Below are 15,863 nucleotides of genomic sequence, written 5' to 3'. Positions count from 1 at the left end.
TTTTTACGGGAACAAAGCCGCTCACCGGCAGTTTGATGGCTTGACCACTTCAACCTTCCGGTATCGATCGAGGACCTGTCATGGCCAAATCCGCTCGCCCCTCCGCTCGCCAATCGGCAAGTGGACTGGATCAGAATAGCGCGCGCGGAAATGGCGGCGAGTTGCACCAGATCGCGGGGGACGAAACGCCTGCGCTCACGACGGCGCTCGGAACGCCTGTCTCCGACGACCAAAACACATTGCGGATCGGTGAGCGCGGACCATCGCTGATCGAAGACTTTCACTTTCGCGAGAAGATTTTCCACTTCGACCACGAACGCATCCCGGAAAGGGTCGTTCATGCCCGCGGCTATGGCGCGCATGGTTTTTTCGAGACCTACGAGTCACTTGCCAAATACACACGTGCCGACATTTTCCAGCGAGTTGGCGAAAAGACGCCGGCATTTGTTCGTTTCTCGACTGTTGCCGGCAACAAGGGCTCGTTCGATCTCGCCCGCGACGTGCGCGGCTTCGCGGTCAAGCTCTACACCAAGGAGGGCAATTGGGATCTGGTCGGCAACAACATCCCGGTCTTCTTCATCCAGGACGCCATCAAGTTTCCCGATCTGATCCACGCCGCCAAACAGGAGCCGGACCGTGCCTTCCCGCAGGCACAGACGGCGCACGACAATTTCTGGGACTTCATCAGCCTGATGCCGGAATCGATGCACATGGTGATGTGGATCATGTCGGATCGCGCGATCCCGCGTTCCTTCCGCTTCATGCAAGGCTTTGGTGTGCACACGTTCCGCCTCGTCAACGCGAAGGACGAATCCACCTTCGTCAAGTTCATCTGGAAACCGAAGCTCGGCATGCAATCGGTGGTCTGGAACGAGGCGGTCAAGATCAATGGCGCCGACCCCGACTTCCATCGCCGCGATCTGTGGGAGGCCATACAGGCCGGCAATTTCCCGGAATGGGAGTTGACGGTGCAACTGTTCGATCAGGCATTTGCCGACAGTTTTGACTTCGATATCCTGGACGCAACGAAGATCATTCCGGAGGAGATCCTCGAGCCAATTCCAGTCGGTCGGCTGGTGCTCGACCGGATGCCGGACAATTTCTTCGCCGAGACCGAGCAGGTTGCATTCATGACGCAGAATGTGCCGCCCGGAATCGATTTTTCCAACGATCCGCTTCTGCAAGGCCGCAACTTCTCCTATCTCGATACCCAATTGAAGCGACTGGGCAGCCCGAACTTTACCCATCTGCCGATCAATGCGCCGAAGTGCCCGTTCGCCCATTTTCAACAGGATGGGCACATGGCCATGCGCAATCCGGCCGGTCGCGCCAATTATGAGCCGAACTCATGGGGACTGGGACCGCGCGAGGATCCGCAGCGTGGCTTCCGTTCTTTCGCCGATGCCGAAGAAGGGCAGAAAGTACGTCTGCGCGCGGAGAGCTTCGCCGATCACTACAGCCAGGCCCGGCAATTCTTCAACAGCCAGACACCACCGGAGCAGCGTCACATCGCGATGGCGCTGACATTTGAACTGAGCAAGGTCCAGGCGCCGGCGATCCGCGAGCGCATGGTTTCGCATTTGTTGAACATCGATGAAACGCTGGCGACCACGGTCGCCGACAAGCTCGGCATCCGTGACATGCCCCAACCTGCCGAAGCCGCCGTTTCACCGCGCGATGACTTGCCGCCGTCGCCGGCGCTCAGCATCATCCAAAACGGGCCTGACAGTTTCGAGGGCCGCAAAGTCGGTGTCATGCTTAGCGATGGAGCCGATGTCGCGCTGTTCGAGGAACTTCGTTCCGCCATCGAAGCGGAAGGCGCGGTGATGGAGGTGGTTGCGCCCAAGGTGGGCGGCGTCGAAGCCGCCGACGGCACTCACATCGAGGCAAGGCACATGATCGACGGCGGTCCGTCCGTGTTGTTCGACGCGGTGGTGCTGCTCCTCTCCGAGGCGGGCGCCGAGTTGCTGGTTAAGGAGGCCGCTGCGAAGGATTTCGTGTCTGACGCGTTTGCGCACTGCAAGTTCATCGGCTTCACCCCGGGGGCCGAGCCGCTCCTGGCCAAAGCAGGCGTCGCTCCCGATGCCGATGAGGGGCTGATAGCATTGGATACGGCAGCCTCGGTCGAGACATTTGTGCAGTCGTGCCGCAAACTGCGGCTCTGGGCAAGGGAGGCGGCTGTAAAGCTTTGACGCGATAACAGCCGGCAAGATGCCGGCTGCCGCAATCTGGGTGGTTCGCCTCCTAGCCTTCTGGCACGGCGCGCTATGATTAGCTGCTCTTTCTAGCTGCTTGTTCTCGCTGCTTTTTCAAAACTTCGTCGGTTCCGACCAGCTTCTTCGCTCCACCCGGAATTGCTGTGGATACGACCGCAGGCGGATCGCTGGCCGGAAAAGAATCCTCCAATCCTGCCTGTAACTGATCCTCGAGTGTTTGGGGTTCTTCGGAGCGGCCGTGCGTTCTGCGACTTTCTATGTTCTCCAGCGGCTGTTTCTTTTTTGGCGAATCGTTCGCGTCTCGAATCAAGGAATATAACTGCTCGATCGCTAATTCCTTGATAGTTTCGAAGTCCGCACGATCGTCTTTTGCTTCTTCGATGCGATTGACCATGGCTTTCTCGAACCGCTCAAGACTTTCACTCCCACAGGCATGGGAAAGACGCAGCAAAGCCTCGTGCAGCATTAACGGAGCGAAATGGGCCGACGCCTCAAGCCTGAGTTGTCTTAGACGATCCGGAGTGGCGGCCTGCAACTTTGACATGGACATCTCCTCTCCCACAAGCGTCTCAACGAGAATTGACCGCCGATGTTCCACCGCGCCTGAACATCCTTCCCGCCCGGCGAGCTACAGGAACCAGCTTGCCACCAGTCCCGCCGACGCCGCAAAAATCGCCAGGGTCGTCACGCCGCCCAGGATGTTCGTGCTTGTGCTGTTGACCTTGTCGCCCATGATTTTGCGGTTGTTGGTCATGATGAGGATGAGAAGCAGCAGAGGTGGCGTTGAAAATCCTTGCACAATGCCCGACCAGACCAGGGCCTTCATCGGGTTGAAGCCGAAGAAATTGAGGCCCACCGCCACCAGCGTTATGATCCCGATCACGATGTAGAATTTGGGAGCCTGGCGGGGTTTGGAATGCAGGCTATTCTTCCATCCCATCGCCTGAGCGAAATCGAAAGCGGCGCCAGCGGTCATGATCGGCACGGCCAGAAAGCCAACGCCAATTACACCGGCCGCAAACAGAATGCTGGCAGCGTCGCCGGCAAGCGGCCGCAGCGCTTCGGCCGCCTGTGCCGCTGTCTCGATCTGCGTCTGCCCGGCCTTGTAGAGCGTCGAACCTGTCGAAAGAATGATGAAATACATGATCAGATTGGAGAACGTCATGCCGATCAGGATGTCGCGGCGGGATCGGCGCAGTTCGCTCTCCGTGGCGCCTTTGCGCTCTTCGAGGCTCGTTCGACCCTTGGCTATCTCCTCCTCCACCTCCTGATTGGACTGCCACGTGTAAAGGTATGCGGAGAGCGTGGTCCCGATGATGGCCACGAGGATGGACAGGTATTCGCGGCTGAATTCGATTTTTGGCAATAGCGTGCCGCGCAGAACGGAGGCTGCATCCGGTTTGGCAAGCACCGCGGAGACCACATAGGCAAGCAGAGCCAGAGCCAGCCACCGGAACACATTTCGGATCAATTTATACGATCCGAACACCTGCAGGGCAAAAATGACCACCGCAACGGCAATGACGACCAAGGGAGCAGGCAGAGGAACGAACAGCACGATGGCCGCCGACATGGCGCCAAGATCTGCGGCTGCCTCGATCGTGTTGCCAATCAGCACGCCCACCAGCACGGACCATAGCAGCCAACGCGGATAGAAGTGCGATATGACCTTGAAAAGCCCGCGACCCGAAACCTGGCCTAGTTTGGATGAAAGATAGACGACGACATACATCATCGGCAGCGTGACAGGTGCCGTCCACAGCAGGTCAGGCCCGAACCGCGCTCCGGCGCTCGCGTAGGTACCGATGGCCGAGCAGTCGTCATCGGCCGCGCCGGTGATCAGACCAAGCCCGAGAGCCCGAACGACGCCGCCCTTTTTTTGCCCGCTTGCCACGCAAGAAATCATGACGAACATTCCAATCGGACGGCGATGAAGCAGCCGTTTCAAGCTGCATTGAGATCGAGGCTCGAACCTCTGGTCAGGCTTTTTGTTCCTGAACCAGTCCCGGCCCGCGACGACGTTTCATCCGATGCGGGTTCTTTCGGCGGAGCCGGACATCCAAGCGAATGCTCCGCTCCACTGAAGAAGGGTGTCGGAGCCTGTCATTCAGGCGACTTGGCACAAAACTTTCCCCGAAAGAAAATCCCGCGGCGCCAAAGTCGAGTGTTCGGCCCAGCCCGTTCATCCGCTTGGTCAGCGGCTCGTACCGCCGCCGATCGCCATCCGTAAGCCGAGGCCGATGATGAGACAGCCGGCGAGCCGCTGCTGCCAAAGCCTTGCGCGAGGGTGCCGCATGACCCATGCGCCGGCCGCGCCCGATGCCAAGGCATAGGCTCCCAGCACCAGCACACCGGTTATCTTCTGTGTTGCGCCAAGCAGCACCAGCTGCAACGTGACGGAGCCCCTGTGCGGATCGACAACTGCGGCAGGAACGCAACCATGAACATCAAAGGCCAGGGATTGCTCAGATTGGCGATCATTCCTTCCTGGGCGGCGGCGAGCGGCCGCAGGGCCTTGAGGTCACCTGTGGGAATGGTTGCCGAGGATGAAAGCAGCAGCCGGACACCCAGCCAGACGATGTAGGCCGCCCCGGCCCATCGAAGCAGATTGAACGCCAGGGGCGAGGCGTGGACAAGCGAGGACAGGCCGAATGCAATCAGCGGAAGCTGCACAAGTCCGGCGCCCAGCGTCATGCCGAGCACCGTGAACAGCGCCACGTCGCGCCCCTGTCCAATGCCGCGGGCCATCACCAGCATGCTGTCGGGACCTGGCGGCACCTGCATGAGAATGACGGTTCCGACAAAAGCTATCCACAATGAGGGATCGATGGGGCATCTCCGTTAGCGCTGCCGATGACATCAAAGCGGCCAGCCGTCATCCGGGTTCCGCGGCAAATGAAAATGTCCCATCGCGAAGAACCAGGCATGAACCGTCAGATGGAACGCGGTGCCAGTCCTGGAAGTTGAAAAAAGCCGGAGCCGTTCCTGAACCGGTTTTGGAGGCCTACCCGTGCATGAACCAATAAACGCCTTCCCGCTCCCGCTGGACACGTCTCCGATGGAGGCCAAGCTTGCCGATGAAATCCCCCGGGATGGAAACCGCTGGCAGTACGAGCCCAAATGGGACGGTTTTCGCTGCCTGGCTTTCAAGAGCGACGACACCGTTGACCTGCGCGCCAAATCCGGCAAGCCGCTCGGCCGCTATTTTCCGGAAATCACGGACATTTTGCGTGACCTCAAGCGCGGGCACTTCGTCATCGACGGCGAGATTGTCATTGAGGTTGACGGTGAGCTTTCCTTCGAGGCGCTGCAGATGCGCCTTCACCCGGCACAAAGCAGAATCCGCAAACTGAGTTCGCAGACGCCTGCCAGTCTGATCCTCTTCGACATGCTTGCCAGGCCGGGCGGCGAGGTCATCACGGGCAAGCCACTTGTGGAACGGCGGCGAGCGATCGAGGACTTGGTGACCTCCTCGAACAGTCCAGATCTTCGCCTGTCGAAGTGCACTTATGATGCAGCCACGGCGGCTCGATGGCTACACGGCTCCGGCCATGCATCGACCGACGGCATCATGGCCAAAGTGCTTGATGGGCATTATCTGTGCGGCGAACGTGCGATGGTGAAGGTAAAGCCGAGGCGCACCGCCGATTGCGTTGTCGGCGGTTTCCGTTATCTCGCGGACAGTCGTGAGGTTGGCTCGCTGCTCCTCGGCCTCTACAATGACGACGGCAAGCTCGATCACGTCGGCTTCACGTCGACCATCGCCAGGACCGACAGAGGAGCGCTCACGCGCCGGCTGGAAGGGCTGCGGTCAGAGCCCGGATTCACCGGCAAGGCGCCCGGCGGCCCGAGCCGCTGGAGCACGGAGCGCAGCGGACAATGGGAACCCTTGCAGCCTGAACTGGTGGTGGAGGTCCGCTTCGACCACGTTACCGGCAATCGGTTCCGCCACGGCACCAAACTGCTGCGCTGGCGCCCCGACAAGGCGCCACGGCAATGCACGTTTGAGCAGATCGAATAGACCGCTCCTGGAAGATCGCTTCCACGATTTATTGTGACGAAGGAACCAACTCGGGATTCACCGGTTCGGACACCATCCACCGGAGCTACCCCGACATGCCAAATGCAGCAGAAATTCTCATCGATACGCTCGTCGCCTGGGACGTGGAGGTGGTGTTCGGCTTGCCGGGAGACGGCATAAACGGCGTCATGGAAGCGTTGCGGACGCGGCGCGACAAGATTGCCTTCGTTCAGGTCCGGCATGAAGAGTCGGCTGCCTTCATGGCATGTGCGTATGCCAAGTGGACAGGAAAGCTGGGCGTGTGCCTTGCGACGTCCGGTCCCGGCGGAACACATCTTCTGACCGGCCTCTATGACGCCAAGCTCGACCAGGCTCCGGTGCTGGCGATTACGGGCATGCAGTTCCACGATCTGATCGAGACGTTCACGCAACAGGATGTCGATCTGACGCGCGTGTTCCACGATGTCTCCGTTTACAATGCACATGTCGCCGACGCCGCGCATATGGAAAACGTCGCCAGCCTTGCCTGCCGAACCGCGCTGGCGCGCAAGGGCGTCGCCCATCTTTCGATTGCCAGCGACATCCAGGAGCAGGAGAGCGATCCGTCGAAGCGCTCCAAGCGCAATCGCCCGGCGCACACGCCGCAGGATATGTTCGCCGGTCACAGCGTACCGCTGGAGGTTGAGCTCGACAAAGCCGCCGCCATTCTCAATGACGCTTCGCGGGTTGCGATCCTGGCCGGACGCGGCGCCATCGGCGCGGCCGCCGAACTCGAACACACGGCGCGCCTGTTGCAGGCGCCTGTCGCGAAGGCCTTGCTGGGCAAGGCGGTGCTGCCGGACGACCATCCTTACACCACCGGCGGGATCGGCATTCTTGGAACCCTGGCTTCGCAAGAGGCGATGGAGAGCTGTGACGCGGTGCTGATTGTCGGTTCGACCTTTCCCTATATCGAATACTACCCGCAGCCCGGGCAGGCCCGTGGCGTCCAGATCGACAGCGATGCGCAGCGGATCGGCTTGCGCTTTCCGGTCGAGGCCGGCCTTGTCGGCGACGCGGCCGAGACATTGCGCGCGCTCAACCAACGTCTGACGCAGAAGCCCTCCGATGAATTCCTGCACCGTTCCCAGGAGACCATGAGAAAATGGCGCGAGATGATGCGGCAGTCGGAAGACATGCAGGCGCAACCCTTGAAGCCACAAGCGATTGCCCGGGCGTTCGGACAACGGTTGGCCGACGACACAGTGCTGGCCACGGATTCCGGTCAGAACACGGAGTTGGCCGCACGCCATGTCGATCTTCGCAGCGGCCAGGCATTCGGGGTGTCCGGATCGCTGGCGTCGATGGCTTGCGGTCTCGCCTACGCCATCGCTGCCGGCATCGCGTTCCCCGGTCGACCGATTGCCGCCATCGTCGGGGATGGCGGCTTTGCCATGCAGCTTGGCGAATTCTCGACGGCGGTGCGCTACAAGATCCCGCTGAAGGTTCTGGTGATCAAGAACAACATGCTCAATCAGATCGCCTGGGAGCAGATGATGTTTCTGGGCAATCCGCAATTCGGTTGCGAATTGCAGCCGATCGATTTTGCCATGGCGGCGGAAGCAATGGGCGCAAAGGGTTTTCGCATCGAGCGGGCCGATCAGATCGAGACGGTTCTCGACCAGGCTTTCGCCACGCAAGGCCCAGTCGTGATCGAAGCGCTGGTAGATGCGTATGAGCCGCTGATGCCGCCCAAAATGCCGGCAGACTACGCCAAGAACTTCCGCCAGGCCCTGCCGCGGACGCCGGGACACGAACGCATAGAAGAAAACATCGCCCGGGAGCCGGCGAAATCGATGATGGACGCCTAGAGGCACGGAGGTGAGAACAGCGCCTCAGTGGCTTCAATCTGGATCTTTCCAGATGAACCGGAGCTCCGGTGCTCTTCCGGCTGACGGATGCGGATCATGAGCTTCGACGCGCTCTTTTCGACCTCGATCTGCTATGGCAACGGCGCCCCGCAAGCCGGTTGGACACTGGCGCTTCCAATCACATTGCCGCTCCTGGCAGTCGTGTCGCTCTATACAGCGGGCGCCAGCCGACTGTGGCGACGGAGCGGACGCGGACGTCGCTTGCGATCACGGCAGGACTTCCAGTTTGCTGCCGGCTGGGCCGTCCTGGCGTTCGCCCTTGTAAGCCCGATCCATGCGTTGGGCGAACATGTGTTTGCGGCGCACATGATCGAGCATGAATTGCTGATGGCGGTCGCAGCGCCTCTGCTGGTTGCCTCCCGCCCGACAGCGGCGATGATGTGGGCACTGCCGGTACAGCTGCGCCAGATATTCGGAGCGGCCGGACATGCAAATACGCTTCGGGCGATCTGGTCGTTCATCAGCCGCCCTGTGGTCGCGACCGTCCTGCACGGAGCCGCGATATGGATTTGGCATGTCCCGGCGCTGTTCGAGGCTGCCCTCCAGCAGGGTTTCCTGCACTATGCCCAGCATGCGAGCTTCCTCGGTACCGGGCTTTTGTTCTGGTGGGTGCTGCTGCCTCGCCCTGGCCGCGAGCACGCTTGCGGCAATGCGGTGATGCATCTCTTCTTCACCTCGCTCCACACCGGGCTGCTCGGGGTTTTGCTCGTCGTCTCGCCAAAGCTGTGGTATCCGGCTAATGCCGTCGGCTCGGATCTGTGGGGGCTCAGCCCGCTCGAGGACCAGCAACTTGCAGGCTTGATCATGTGGATTCCCGCTGGCCTGATCTATGGCGGAGCCGCACTGCTCTCGGTCGCTTTCTGGATTCAAACGAGCAGCCGGCGGCATCAGGCTCCCCAGGAGTTGCGCATCGTCTAACCCGCACCGCTTCACGTCGGTTTTCACCGGGCGGTGTTGCCAAGCATCCTTTTTCAGCCAGCTGCGTTATGGCCTTGGCAACGATGGTGGATTCTTCATGGCGAGGTGCATGAGTCCGTTGGCCCGCTCTCGCAGGCGGACATGACCGCAAATGTCGCTTGCCTTTACATGTCCAACGCAAATCCTGACTGGCATTGTTCCGGGAAAGGCTGCGCAACCGCGTTTGAGGTGGGTCAGCGCAGCGTCGACGTTGCGGCGATCGGCAATCGGCCCTCCATGCACACGGTGCGAACGCCCGGAGAATCCTTGATCTGATCTGGTCTTTCAGCGCAGTCGCGGCGGCCACGTGGCTGCTTGTCATGCTGGTCTTGGCGGCAGCGCTTTTGCGTCGCCGCCTCTCCGAGACAACGCGCTCGCCGCTCGAGATCGATTCACATCAGGAGCGCCGATTTACCCGCGCTGTCGGCAGCGCCGTTGCGCTGACCGTTCTGGTGCTCGTCATGATGACGATAGCGAGTTTTTTCGCCGGCAAATCCATTGCTTCGCTGAGCGGAACGGAAACGCTTGCCGTGCGGATCACGGGGCACCAATGGTGGTGGGAGGTCCGGTATGCCGGTAATGATCCCGCGCAATCGATCGTCACGGCAAATGAAATCCATGTCCCGGTTAGCGAACCGGTCAAGGTCGAACTCGATTCGCTCGATGTTATTCATAGCTTCTGGGTGCCGAACCTTGCCGGTAAGCGCGATCTCATTCCGGGCCGGCCAAGCCAGCTTACCCTCATCGCCGATAAGCCCGGCATCTATCGTGGCCAGTGTGCCGAATTCTGCGGCTATCAGCACGCCCATATGGCCATCACCGTCATCGCGGAAAGCCGCGAAGCGTTCGACGCATGGCAATCCAGGCAAAACGCCGTCGCATCCGCGCCTGGCGGCGAGGAAGAACGCCGCGGCCAACAGGCATTTCTTTTCACCGGCTGTGCGCTCTGCCATACGATAAGAGGCACGCCTGCCAGCGGAACGGTCGGTCCTGATCTTACGCATCTCGCCAGCCGACGTGCACTGGCCGCAGATACGCTGGCCATGACCCCTGGCGCGCTCGCCGCCTGGATTGCCGATCCACAGTCGGTAAAGCCCGGCGCCAAGATGCCGCGCATTGCCCTTAGCGCCGACGATCTCAACGCGGTCGTCGCCTATCTCGGAAGCCTCGAATGAGCGGCTTTGGGAGAAAGCCGGCCGAGCATACCCAGGAGGGCCTGAAAGGCATCCGTGACACCGGCCTCGAAGAGGTGAGACTGCGCGCCTTTCTGGGGCATGCCTGGCGAACGCCGAAAGGCTTCTACGGCTGGCTGGTCACGGTCGATCACAAGCTGATCGGACGGCGCTATATCGTGACGGCTTTCCTGTTTCTCATCCTTGCGGGTCTATCAGCGCTCGCCATGCGTTTCCAGCTTGCCCAGCCTGAGGCCGGCCACATCGGCCCCGATCTCTACAACCAGCTGTTCACCATGCATGGCACGACGATGATGTTTCTGTTCGCCGTGCCGGTGATGGAAGCTTTCGCCATTTACCTGGTGCCGCTGATGATCGGCACTCGCAATGTCGCCTTTCCGCGGCTCAATGCATTCAGCTACTGGGTCTATCTTTCCGGCGGGCTGATGATCTGGATCGCCTTCGCCTTCGAAACCGGTGCGGATGCCGGCTGGTTTTCCTACGTACCGCTCGCCGGACCCGAATATGGCATCGGCAAGCGCCCCGATTTTTGGGCGCAGATGGTGACCTACACTGAAGTGTCCGCGCTCGCGGTAGCGGTCGAGATCATCGCGACAGTGTTCAAACAACGTGCTCCCGGCATGTCGCTTGACCGCATCCCGCTCTATGTCTGGTCCGTCCTCGTCACGGCTTTCGTCATCCTGTTCGCCATGCCGGCCGTGATGGTCTCGAGCACAATGCTGATCCTGGACCGCCTGGTCGGCACGAAATTCTTCGATCCCGCTGCAGGCGGCGATGCACTGCTGTGGCAGAATCTGTTCTGGTTCTTCGGCCATCCCGAGGTCTACATCATCTTCATTCCGGCGACCGGCTTCGTCTCCGCGATCCTGCCGACCTTCGTTCGCCGCCCGATCTTTGGCTATCTCGGGATCGTCCTGTCGTTGATCGCGATCGGTTTTCTTTCCTTCGGCCTGTGGGTGCACCACATGTTCGCTACCGGCCTGCCGCAGCTCGGCGAAAGCTTCTTTACCGCTTCCTCGATGATGATCGCCATTCCGAGCGGCATTCAGATCTTCTGCTGGATTGCGACGATCTGGGGCGGCCGGCCGATCTTCGCCACGCCCATGCTTTTCGTGCTCGGCTTCATCTTCACCTTTGTGATCGGCGGCCTGACCGGGGTCATGGTCGCCTCGGTGCCGCTCGACCTGCAGGTACACGACACCTATTTCGTGGTTGCCCATTTCCACTATGTGCTGGTCGGGGGCGCCGTCTTCCCCCTGCTCGGCGCCGTTTACTACTGGTTTCCCAAGATCACCGGACGCATGCTGTCCGAGAGGCTCGGCCGCTGGAATTTCTGGCTCGTCTTCCTCGGGTTCAATCTCACCTTCTTCCCCATGCATATTTTCGGTCTGCAAGGCATGCCGCGCCGCGTTTATACGTATCCGCCGGCGAGCGGCTGGGGCGAGATGAACCTCTTCATCAGCCTCTCTTCACTGGTGGTGTTCGCCGGCTTTGCGCTTTTCTTCCTGAACCTCCTGCTCAGCCTTCGCAACGGCCGCATTGCCGGAGACAATCCCTGGGGCGCGAGCACGCTCGAATGGGCGACGACATCGCCGCCGCCCTCCTACGATTTTTCGCGGCTGCCCGTGGTAACTCACCTCGAACCGCTTTGGGCCGAGCCCGATACGCTTCCCGTGGTCGAGGGTCTGCGTGTCGACGCACGCGAGGTGCTCGCCGGCACGGTCGCCGATGCGGTGCCGCAACTAAGGGTGCCATCGGCTGACAACTCCATCTGGCCGCTTCTGTCGGCCATTGCGGTGGGCGGTGCATTTCTCGGTTCGATATACACGCCATGGGCGGTGGTCTGGGGAGCGATCCCGGTTTCGATCGGCTTCATCTGTTGGTTCTGGCCGAAAGGCGAGCCGGAGGACGAGGAATGAGGCACCGTCCCGTCGCCGACGTCAGCCACCTGCCCACATATGATTTCGGGTCGGCGAGCCCGATGTGGTGGGGAACCCTTGCCTTCATTGCTCTCGAGGCAACAGGTTTTGCCTTGGCGATAGGCACCTACTTCTATTTGGCCGTGCTGGCCCGGCATTGGCCCATCGGAGCCCCGGCGCCAGATTTGCTGCCGGGCACGGCAGTGTTGATCATTCTGGTTGCGAGCGTCGTGCCCAACCACCTGATCGAGTTTTGGGCGCGTCGCCAGGACCTCGCGAAAGTTCGCCTTGGCATGGTCGTCATGTCGGTCGTCGGGATTCTTCCGCTGATCGTTCGCATCTGGGAATTTCCGGCTCTGCGGATTTCCTGGGATCAGAACGCTTACGGATCGATCGTGTGGTTCCTGCTTGGACTGCATACCACGCATCTTCTTAGCGATGTCGGCGACACGATCGTCCTGGCGGTTCTCATGTTCACGCAAAAAGGCAAGGCGGGCCGCCGCTTCAGCGACGTCTCGGACAATGCGTTCTACTGGGACTTCGTCGTCGTCTCATGGGTCGTGCTCTATCTTGTTATCTATTGGGCTCCGAGGATGTGAGATGCAGGCGATCCGTACCGGCGTTTCCTGGGCAGGCCTGGTCAGCGGGCCAGTTGCATGGGCAATAGCCCTGCAGCTCGATTACTCCATTGCATCCTGGCAGTGCCATGCCGGCTTTCGTCCCACTGCCTTGTTCTCATTGATAGGCGCCGCTGTCGCCCTGGCAGGCACGCTCCTGTCGTGGCACGCCGTTCATGACCGCGGGCATGGTACGATCCCGCCCCGGAAGGCGCGCACGCGCGCGTTCCTTGCCAGGACTTCGGTGGGCATCGGGGCGCTGTTCACGCTCATCTTGCTGGCGCAAGTGGTGGCAGGGCTGATCTTCAGCGGGTGCGAACTGTGACGACGCCAAAGACGCGGAGATTGGCCATCCGCCGCCGGTACGCGCTTTGGCCTGCCACGGGCATTCCATTCCCAGCCGTCATTTCTCGGGCGGTCGTCGTAGGCGCTTTGCACCGAGCTGCGGGCGAGCGAAATCCAGAGGGGTGAATATCTCACGCGAGCGGCCGACTGCATCGGCTGTCACACGTCCAATCCGAGCCGCCCCTTCGCTGGAGGCTATCGCGTGCCGACACCCTTCGGCGATGTATACTCGACCAACATCACACCAGATCTCGAAACGGGCATCGGACGCTATTCCGCGGACGAGTTCGTGCGAGCCGTGCAGAAAGGTATCAGGCGCGACGGAGCCGATCTCTACCCCGCCATGCCCTATGACAGCTTCGCCGCAATGAGCCGCGAGGACGTGCTTGCGATCCGGGCCTATCTCCTTGCGCAGCCGCCGATTTCCCAGCCGCGGCCGCGAAACATTCTGCCTTTTCCATTCACGCTGGACGGTTGCGCTGTGGAAGCTCACGAACCTCCAAAGCGGCAGTTTCACGCCTGATCGGAGCCGGACCGCCGCATGGAACAGGGGAGCCTACCTTGTCGAGGTGCTCGGCCACTGCGGTGCCTGCCACACGCCAAGGAATGCGACGTTCGGCATGGATGAAGACCACAAGCTTGCCGGCGGCACCGCCGGCATCTGGCAACATCACCAGCGACAAGATCGCAGGCGTCGGCGGCTGGAGCAACGAAGAGTTGTCTCGATTCCTCAAAACCGGCGTCGTGCCCGGGAAGGCCTACGCGGGCGGGCCGATGGCGGAAACGGTCATGAACAGCCTGCAGCATCTTTCCGACGACGACATCCAGGCTATTGTCGCCTATCTCAGGGACGTGCCCGCCCAACCGGGGGACGAGAAGCAGCCGCGTTTCTCATGGGGTAACGCGGCCGCGGCAGACGGCGATGCTGGAACCGAGGGGATGACGCAAGGCAGCGGAACCGCAACCGGCGATGATCTCTATCGATCGCTCTGTTCGACGTGCCATGGGGCGAACGGAGGCGGATCATCAGACGGATCCTATCCGTCCTTGACCCGTAACAGCACCCCCGGCGCGGCCACGCCCGAGGATGTCGTCATGACCATCCTTGAAGGCGTCAAAGCTGGTGACGTGGCCGGGCGTCAATCGATGGCGGCCTTCGGCGGCTGGCTGGACGATGGCCAGGTGGCAGCTCTTGCAAATTACGTCACCGCGCGGTTCGGAAATCCCGACCTCAGCGTCACTGCGGCCGATGTACGCCAGATGCGGGCAGGAACGACAACCAGCCAGACGATCATGATTCTGGCGGCTCAATCACTTGTAGCGGGCGCCGCCGTGTTGATGCTTGGCCTGCTGCTTTTGCTGGCAAGACGCCTGCGCCGTGGGGCGACTTCAGCGCGCCTCATGTTCGCGCATAGAGATAGGCGGTAATGTCGCGCGCCTCTTGAGGCGACAGATTTGTATTGGGCATGGCCGTCTTCGGGTCAACGTCCCGCGCCCTGCTGATCCAGCGCATCATCGCATCCGGGGTGGCTCGCGACGGCCCGGTATATCCTCTTTCGACGACGCCTTGCAGGGATGGACCGACGGTGCCACGGGCGCCGGGCACTCCCGGGATTTCGTGACATCCGCCACAGCCGTTGCGGATCATTGCCGGGACGGCCCGGTCAGGGTCGCCACCGATGGCCTGTGCAATGGTGGTTTCCCGGAGATTGTCGCCGCGGACCAAATTGACGGCGCAAACTACCGGAACAATGGCGATTGCCGCGGATACGCCTGCCACCCAGGGCAGCGCGGATGGCATCAACCTGACGGGTTGTCGGCTCATCCGCGCCGGCTGCCGCAGTCGCAAGACGCGGCCCGGTGGCCGCTGCAAGCGCCCTCAAACGCCCGATCATCCCCGGATCTCGCTGGAAACAACTCAATCATCGCGACGAAAATCATACCAGCGGGCCGAACACGAATGTAGCCAGCAGAACAAGGAAAATCACAGCGGTAACTGCGATCGCCCACATGACGATCCTTCTTGTCCCCCGTTGCTCTTGCTTGCGAGAGATATCTTCTGACACAGTACGAAATCCTTGCTGCAAAATTCAACTGACGATAAGGCTCGGCATCTGCATGAGCCGGACCTGCCGGACTGTTGGGCCGCGTCTTGGAATTGGCCGCGGCCCGGGGCTCACGCGCTTACCAGCCCTGTTGACCGTACCAGTCATCGATATCGCGCCGCACACGGTCCTTTTCGAGGCCGTAACGCTCCTGGATCTTGCCTTCGAGTTGATCGCGCTTGCCGGCGATGCGGTCAAGGTCGTCATCCGAGAGTTTACCCCACTGCTCCTTGACCTTGCCTTTCACCTGTTTCCAGTTTCCTTCCACGCGGTTCCAGTCCATAACACCGTTCTCCTTCGGTTTGAAAACGTCTAACCTCGGAGAGCAAACGCAAATCAACGACGGATGTTCCTGGAACTCGACGCTCGTCTTGCTCTCACAGGCCGCGATCCATTCCTTCACGCTCAGCCTGCGTCATCAATTGAGGTCGTCCTGCTCGAAGGCGACGCCACGACCTTCGACCCAAGACGCCTCCACACCTTCCGCAACAGTTCCGCCACCAAGCAGGCGCAAGCGCTTTTCATCCTGTCGCCGCCGTCCGTCTAGAGGAACAGTCATCTTAAGCCAGCGTAGTCCGAT

At 60.9% G+C, this 15,863-nt stretch carries 16 protein-coding genes and 1 pseudogene; 12 read left to right on the top strand and 5 right to left on the bottom strand.

What is annotated here, in order from left to right:
• The first annotated feature begins 80 nt into the window (after nucleotides 1-80).
• On the top strand, nucleotides 81-2,192 hold the full coding sequence (locus tag EJ079_RS17745) for a catalase (RefSeq protein ID WP_127809652.1): 2,112 nt from the start codon (nucleotides 81-83) through the stop codon (nucleotides 2,190-2,192).
• Nucleotides 2,193-2,271: 79 nt separating this feature from the next.
• Here EJ079_RS17745 and EJ079_RS17740 read toward each other — a convergent pair whose 3' ends face one another.
• The 3 genes from EJ079_RS17740 to EJ079_RS17730 all read right to left on the bottom strand — a co-directional run bounded on the left by EJ079_RS17740 (nucleotide 2,272) and on the right by EJ079_RS17730 (nucleotide 5,000).
• Entirely contained in the window at nucleotides 2,272-2,760 is a 489-nt protein-coding gene (locus EJ079_RS17740; RefSeq protein WP_127397664.1) for a hypothetical protein, read from the bottom strand.
• Between the two features lie 84 nt (nucleotides 2,761-2,844).
• A complete protein-coding gene (locus EJ079_RS17735; protein WP_348629716.1) occupies nucleotides 2,845-4,164 on the bottom strand; it encodes an Nramp family divalent metal transporter in 1,320 nt (439 codons plus the stop codon).
• Between the two features lie 407 nt (nucleotides 4,165-4,571).
• On the bottom strand, nucleotides 4,572-5,000 hold the full coding sequence (locus tag EJ079_RS17730; protein WP_245481686.1) for a LysE family translocator: 429 nt from the start codon (nucleotides 4,998-5,000) through the stop codon (nucleotides 4,572-4,574).
• Between the two features lie 226 nt (nucleotides 5,001-5,226).
• Here EJ079_RS17730 and EJ079_RS17725 point away from each other — a divergent pair, with 226 nt between their 5' ends.
• The 10 genes and pseudogenes from EJ079_RS17725 to EJ079_RS33340 all read left to right on the top strand — a co-directional run bounded on the left by EJ079_RS17725 (nucleotide 5,227) and on the right by EJ079_RS33340 (nucleotide 14,606).
• Nucleotides 5,227-6,237 (top strand): ATP-dependent DNA ligase, encoded by a 1,011-nt coding sequence (locus EJ079_RS17725; protein WP_127809651.1) that lies wholly within the window; start codon nucleotides 5,227-5,229, stop codon nucleotides 6,235-6,237.
• Nucleotides 6,238-6,332: 95 nt separating this feature from the next.
• Nucleotides 6,333-8,087 (top strand): thiamine pyrophosphate-dependent enzyme, encoded by a 1,755-nt coding sequence (locus EJ079_RS17720; RefSeq protein WP_127809650.1) that lies wholly within the window; start codon nucleotides 6,333-6,335, stop codon nucleotides 8,085-8,087.
• Between the two features lie 96 nt (nucleotides 8,088-8,183).
• Complete coding sequence (locus tag EJ079_RS17715; RefSeq protein WP_127809649.1) at nucleotides 8,184-9,065, top strand: cytochrome c oxidase assembly protein; 882 nt, start codon at nucleotides 8,184-8,186, stop codon at nucleotides 9,063-9,065.
• Nucleotides 9,066-9,364: 299 nt separating this feature from the next.
• Nucleotides 9,365-9,952: pseudogene (gene coxB, locus EJ079_RS34220) on the top strand (cytochrome c oxidase subunit II); the annotation flags it as partial.
• Nucleotides 9,929-10,279: a c-type cytochrome gene (locus EJ079_RS34215; RefSeq protein WP_281040165.1), complete on the top strand. Its 351-nt coding sequence runs from the start codon at nucleotides 9,929-9,931 to the stop codon at nucleotides 10,277-10,279. The pseudogene coxB and the gene EJ079_RS34215, both read left to right, overlap by 24 nt.
• On the top strand, nucleotides 10,276-12,216 hold the full coding sequence (ctaD, locus tag EJ079_RS17705; RefSeq protein ID WP_127809648.1) for a cytochrome c oxidase subunit I: 1,941 nt from the start codon (nucleotides 10,276-10,278) through the stop codon (nucleotides 12,214-12,216). The genes EJ079_RS34215 and ctaD overlap by 4 nt, the downstream gene beginning before the upstream one ends.
• Complete coding sequence (locus tag EJ079_RS17700) at nucleotides 12,213-12,815, top strand: cytochrome c oxidase subunit 3 (protein ID WP_127811353.1); 603 nt, start codon at nucleotides 12,213-12,215, stop codon at nucleotides 12,813-12,815. Before ctaD ends, EJ079_RS17700 begins: the two co-directional genes overlap by 4 nt.
• A gap of 1 nt (nucleotide 12,816) precedes the next feature.
• Nucleotides 12,817-13,158, top strand: coding sequence for a hypothetical protein (locus EJ079_RS17695; RefSeq protein ID WP_127266688.1), 342 nt, complete (start codon nucleotides 12,817-12,819; stop codon nucleotides 13,156-13,158).
• A 222-nt stretch (nucleotides 13,159-13,380) separates the two neighbouring features.
• Entirely contained in the window at nucleotides 13,381-13,701 is a 321-nt protein-coding gene (locus EJ079_RS33345; RefSeq protein WP_348629625.1) for a hypothetical protein, read from the top strand.
• 101 nt (nucleotides 13,702-13,802) lie between these two features.
• Entirely contained in the window at nucleotides 13,803-14,606 is an 804-nt protein-coding gene (locus EJ079_RS33340) for a c-type cytochrome (RefSeq protein WP_164873811.1), read from the top strand.
• Here the strand turns inward: EJ079_RS33340 and EJ079_RS17685 are convergent.
• Together EJ079_RS17685 and EJ079_RS17680 are read right to left on the bottom strand one after the other, a co-directional pair.
• A complete protein-coding gene (locus EJ079_RS17685) occupies nucleotides 14,578-14,979 on the bottom strand; it encodes a c-type cytochrome (protein WP_164873810.1) in 402 nt (133 codons plus the stop codon). The two genes, EJ079_RS33340 and EJ079_RS17685, sit on opposite strands and share 29 nt — an antisense overlap.
• A 383-nt stretch (nucleotides 14,980-15,362) precedes the next feature.
• Nucleotides 15,363-15,566: a CsbD family protein gene (locus EJ079_RS17680; RefSeq protein ID WP_127809647.1), complete on the bottom strand. Its 204-nt coding sequence runs from the start codon at nucleotides 15,564-15,566 to the stop codon at nucleotides 15,363-15,365.
• 63 nt (nucleotides 15,567-15,629) lie between these two features.
• Here EJ079_RS17680 and EJ079_RS17675 point away from each other — a divergent pair, with 63 nt between their 5' ends.
• Nucleotides 15,630-15,830: a hypothetical protein gene (locus EJ079_RS17675; RefSeq protein ID WP_127809646.1), complete on the top strand. Its 201-nt coding sequence runs from the start codon at nucleotides 15,630-15,632 to the stop codon at nucleotides 15,828-15,830.
• Nucleotides 15,831-15,863 lie beyond the last annotated feature (33 nt).

It is taken from the genome of Mesorhizobium sp. M7A.F.Ce.TU.012.03.2.1 (genome assembly GCF_004006095.1).
Lineage (GTDB): Bacteria > Pseudomonadota > Alphaproteobacteria > Rhizobiales > Rhizobiaceae > Mesorhizobium.
Note: the sequence above shows the minus strand (reverse complement) of the source record. Positions and strands in the feature narration are given on the sequence as shown.

Bases quoted from the DNA above. Each gene is read 5' to 3' on its own strand.
- EJ079_RS17745 (WP_127809652.1), top strand. From the start codon at position 81: ATGGCCAAATCCGCTCGCCCCTCCGCTCGCCAATCGGCAAGTGGACTG.
- EJ079_RS17740 (WP_127397664.1), bottom strand. From the start codon at position 2,760: ATGTCAAAGTTGCAGGCCGCCACTCCGGATCGTCTAAGACAACTCAGG.
- EJ079_RS17730 (WP_245481686.1), bottom strand. From the start codon at position 5,000: ATGCAGGTGCCGCCAGGTCCCGACAGCATGCTGGTGATGGCCCGCGGC.
- EJ079_RS17720 (WP_127809650.1), top strand. From the start codon at position 6,333: ATGCCAAATGCAGCAGAAATTCTCATCGATACGCTCGTCGCCTGGGAC.
- EJ079_RS17715 (WP_127809649.1), top strand. From the start codon at position 8,184: ATGAGCTTCGACGCGCTCTTTTCGACCTCGATCTGCTATGGCAACGGC.
- ctaD (WP_127809648.1), top strand. From the start codon at position 10,276: ATGAGCGGCTTTGGGAGAAAGCCGGCCGAGCATACCCAGGAGGGCCTG.
- EJ079_RS17700 (WP_127811353.1), top strand. From the start codon at position 12,213: ATGAGGCACCGTCCCGTCGCCGACGTCAGCCACCTGCCCACATATGAT.
- EJ079_RS17695 (WP_127266688.1), top strand. From the start codon at position 12,817: ATGCAGGCGATCCGTACCGGCGTTTCCTGGGCAGGCCTGGTCAGCGGG.
- EJ079_RS33340 (WP_164873811.1), top strand. From the start codon at position 13,803: ATGAAGACCACAAGCTTGCCGGCGGCACCGCCGGCATCTGGCAACATC.
- EJ079_RS17685 (WP_164873810.1), bottom strand. From the start codon at position 14,979: ATGCCATCCGCGCTGCCCTGGGTGGCAGGCGTATCCGCGGCAATCGCC.
- EJ079_RS17680 (WP_127809647.1), bottom strand. From the start codon at position 15,566: ATGGACTGGAACCGCGTGGAAGGAAACTGGAAACAGGTGAAAGGCAAG.
- EJ079_RS17675 (WP_127809646.1), top strand. From the start codon at position 15,630: ATGTTCCTGGAACTCGACGCTCGTCTTGCTCTCACAGGCCGCGATCCA.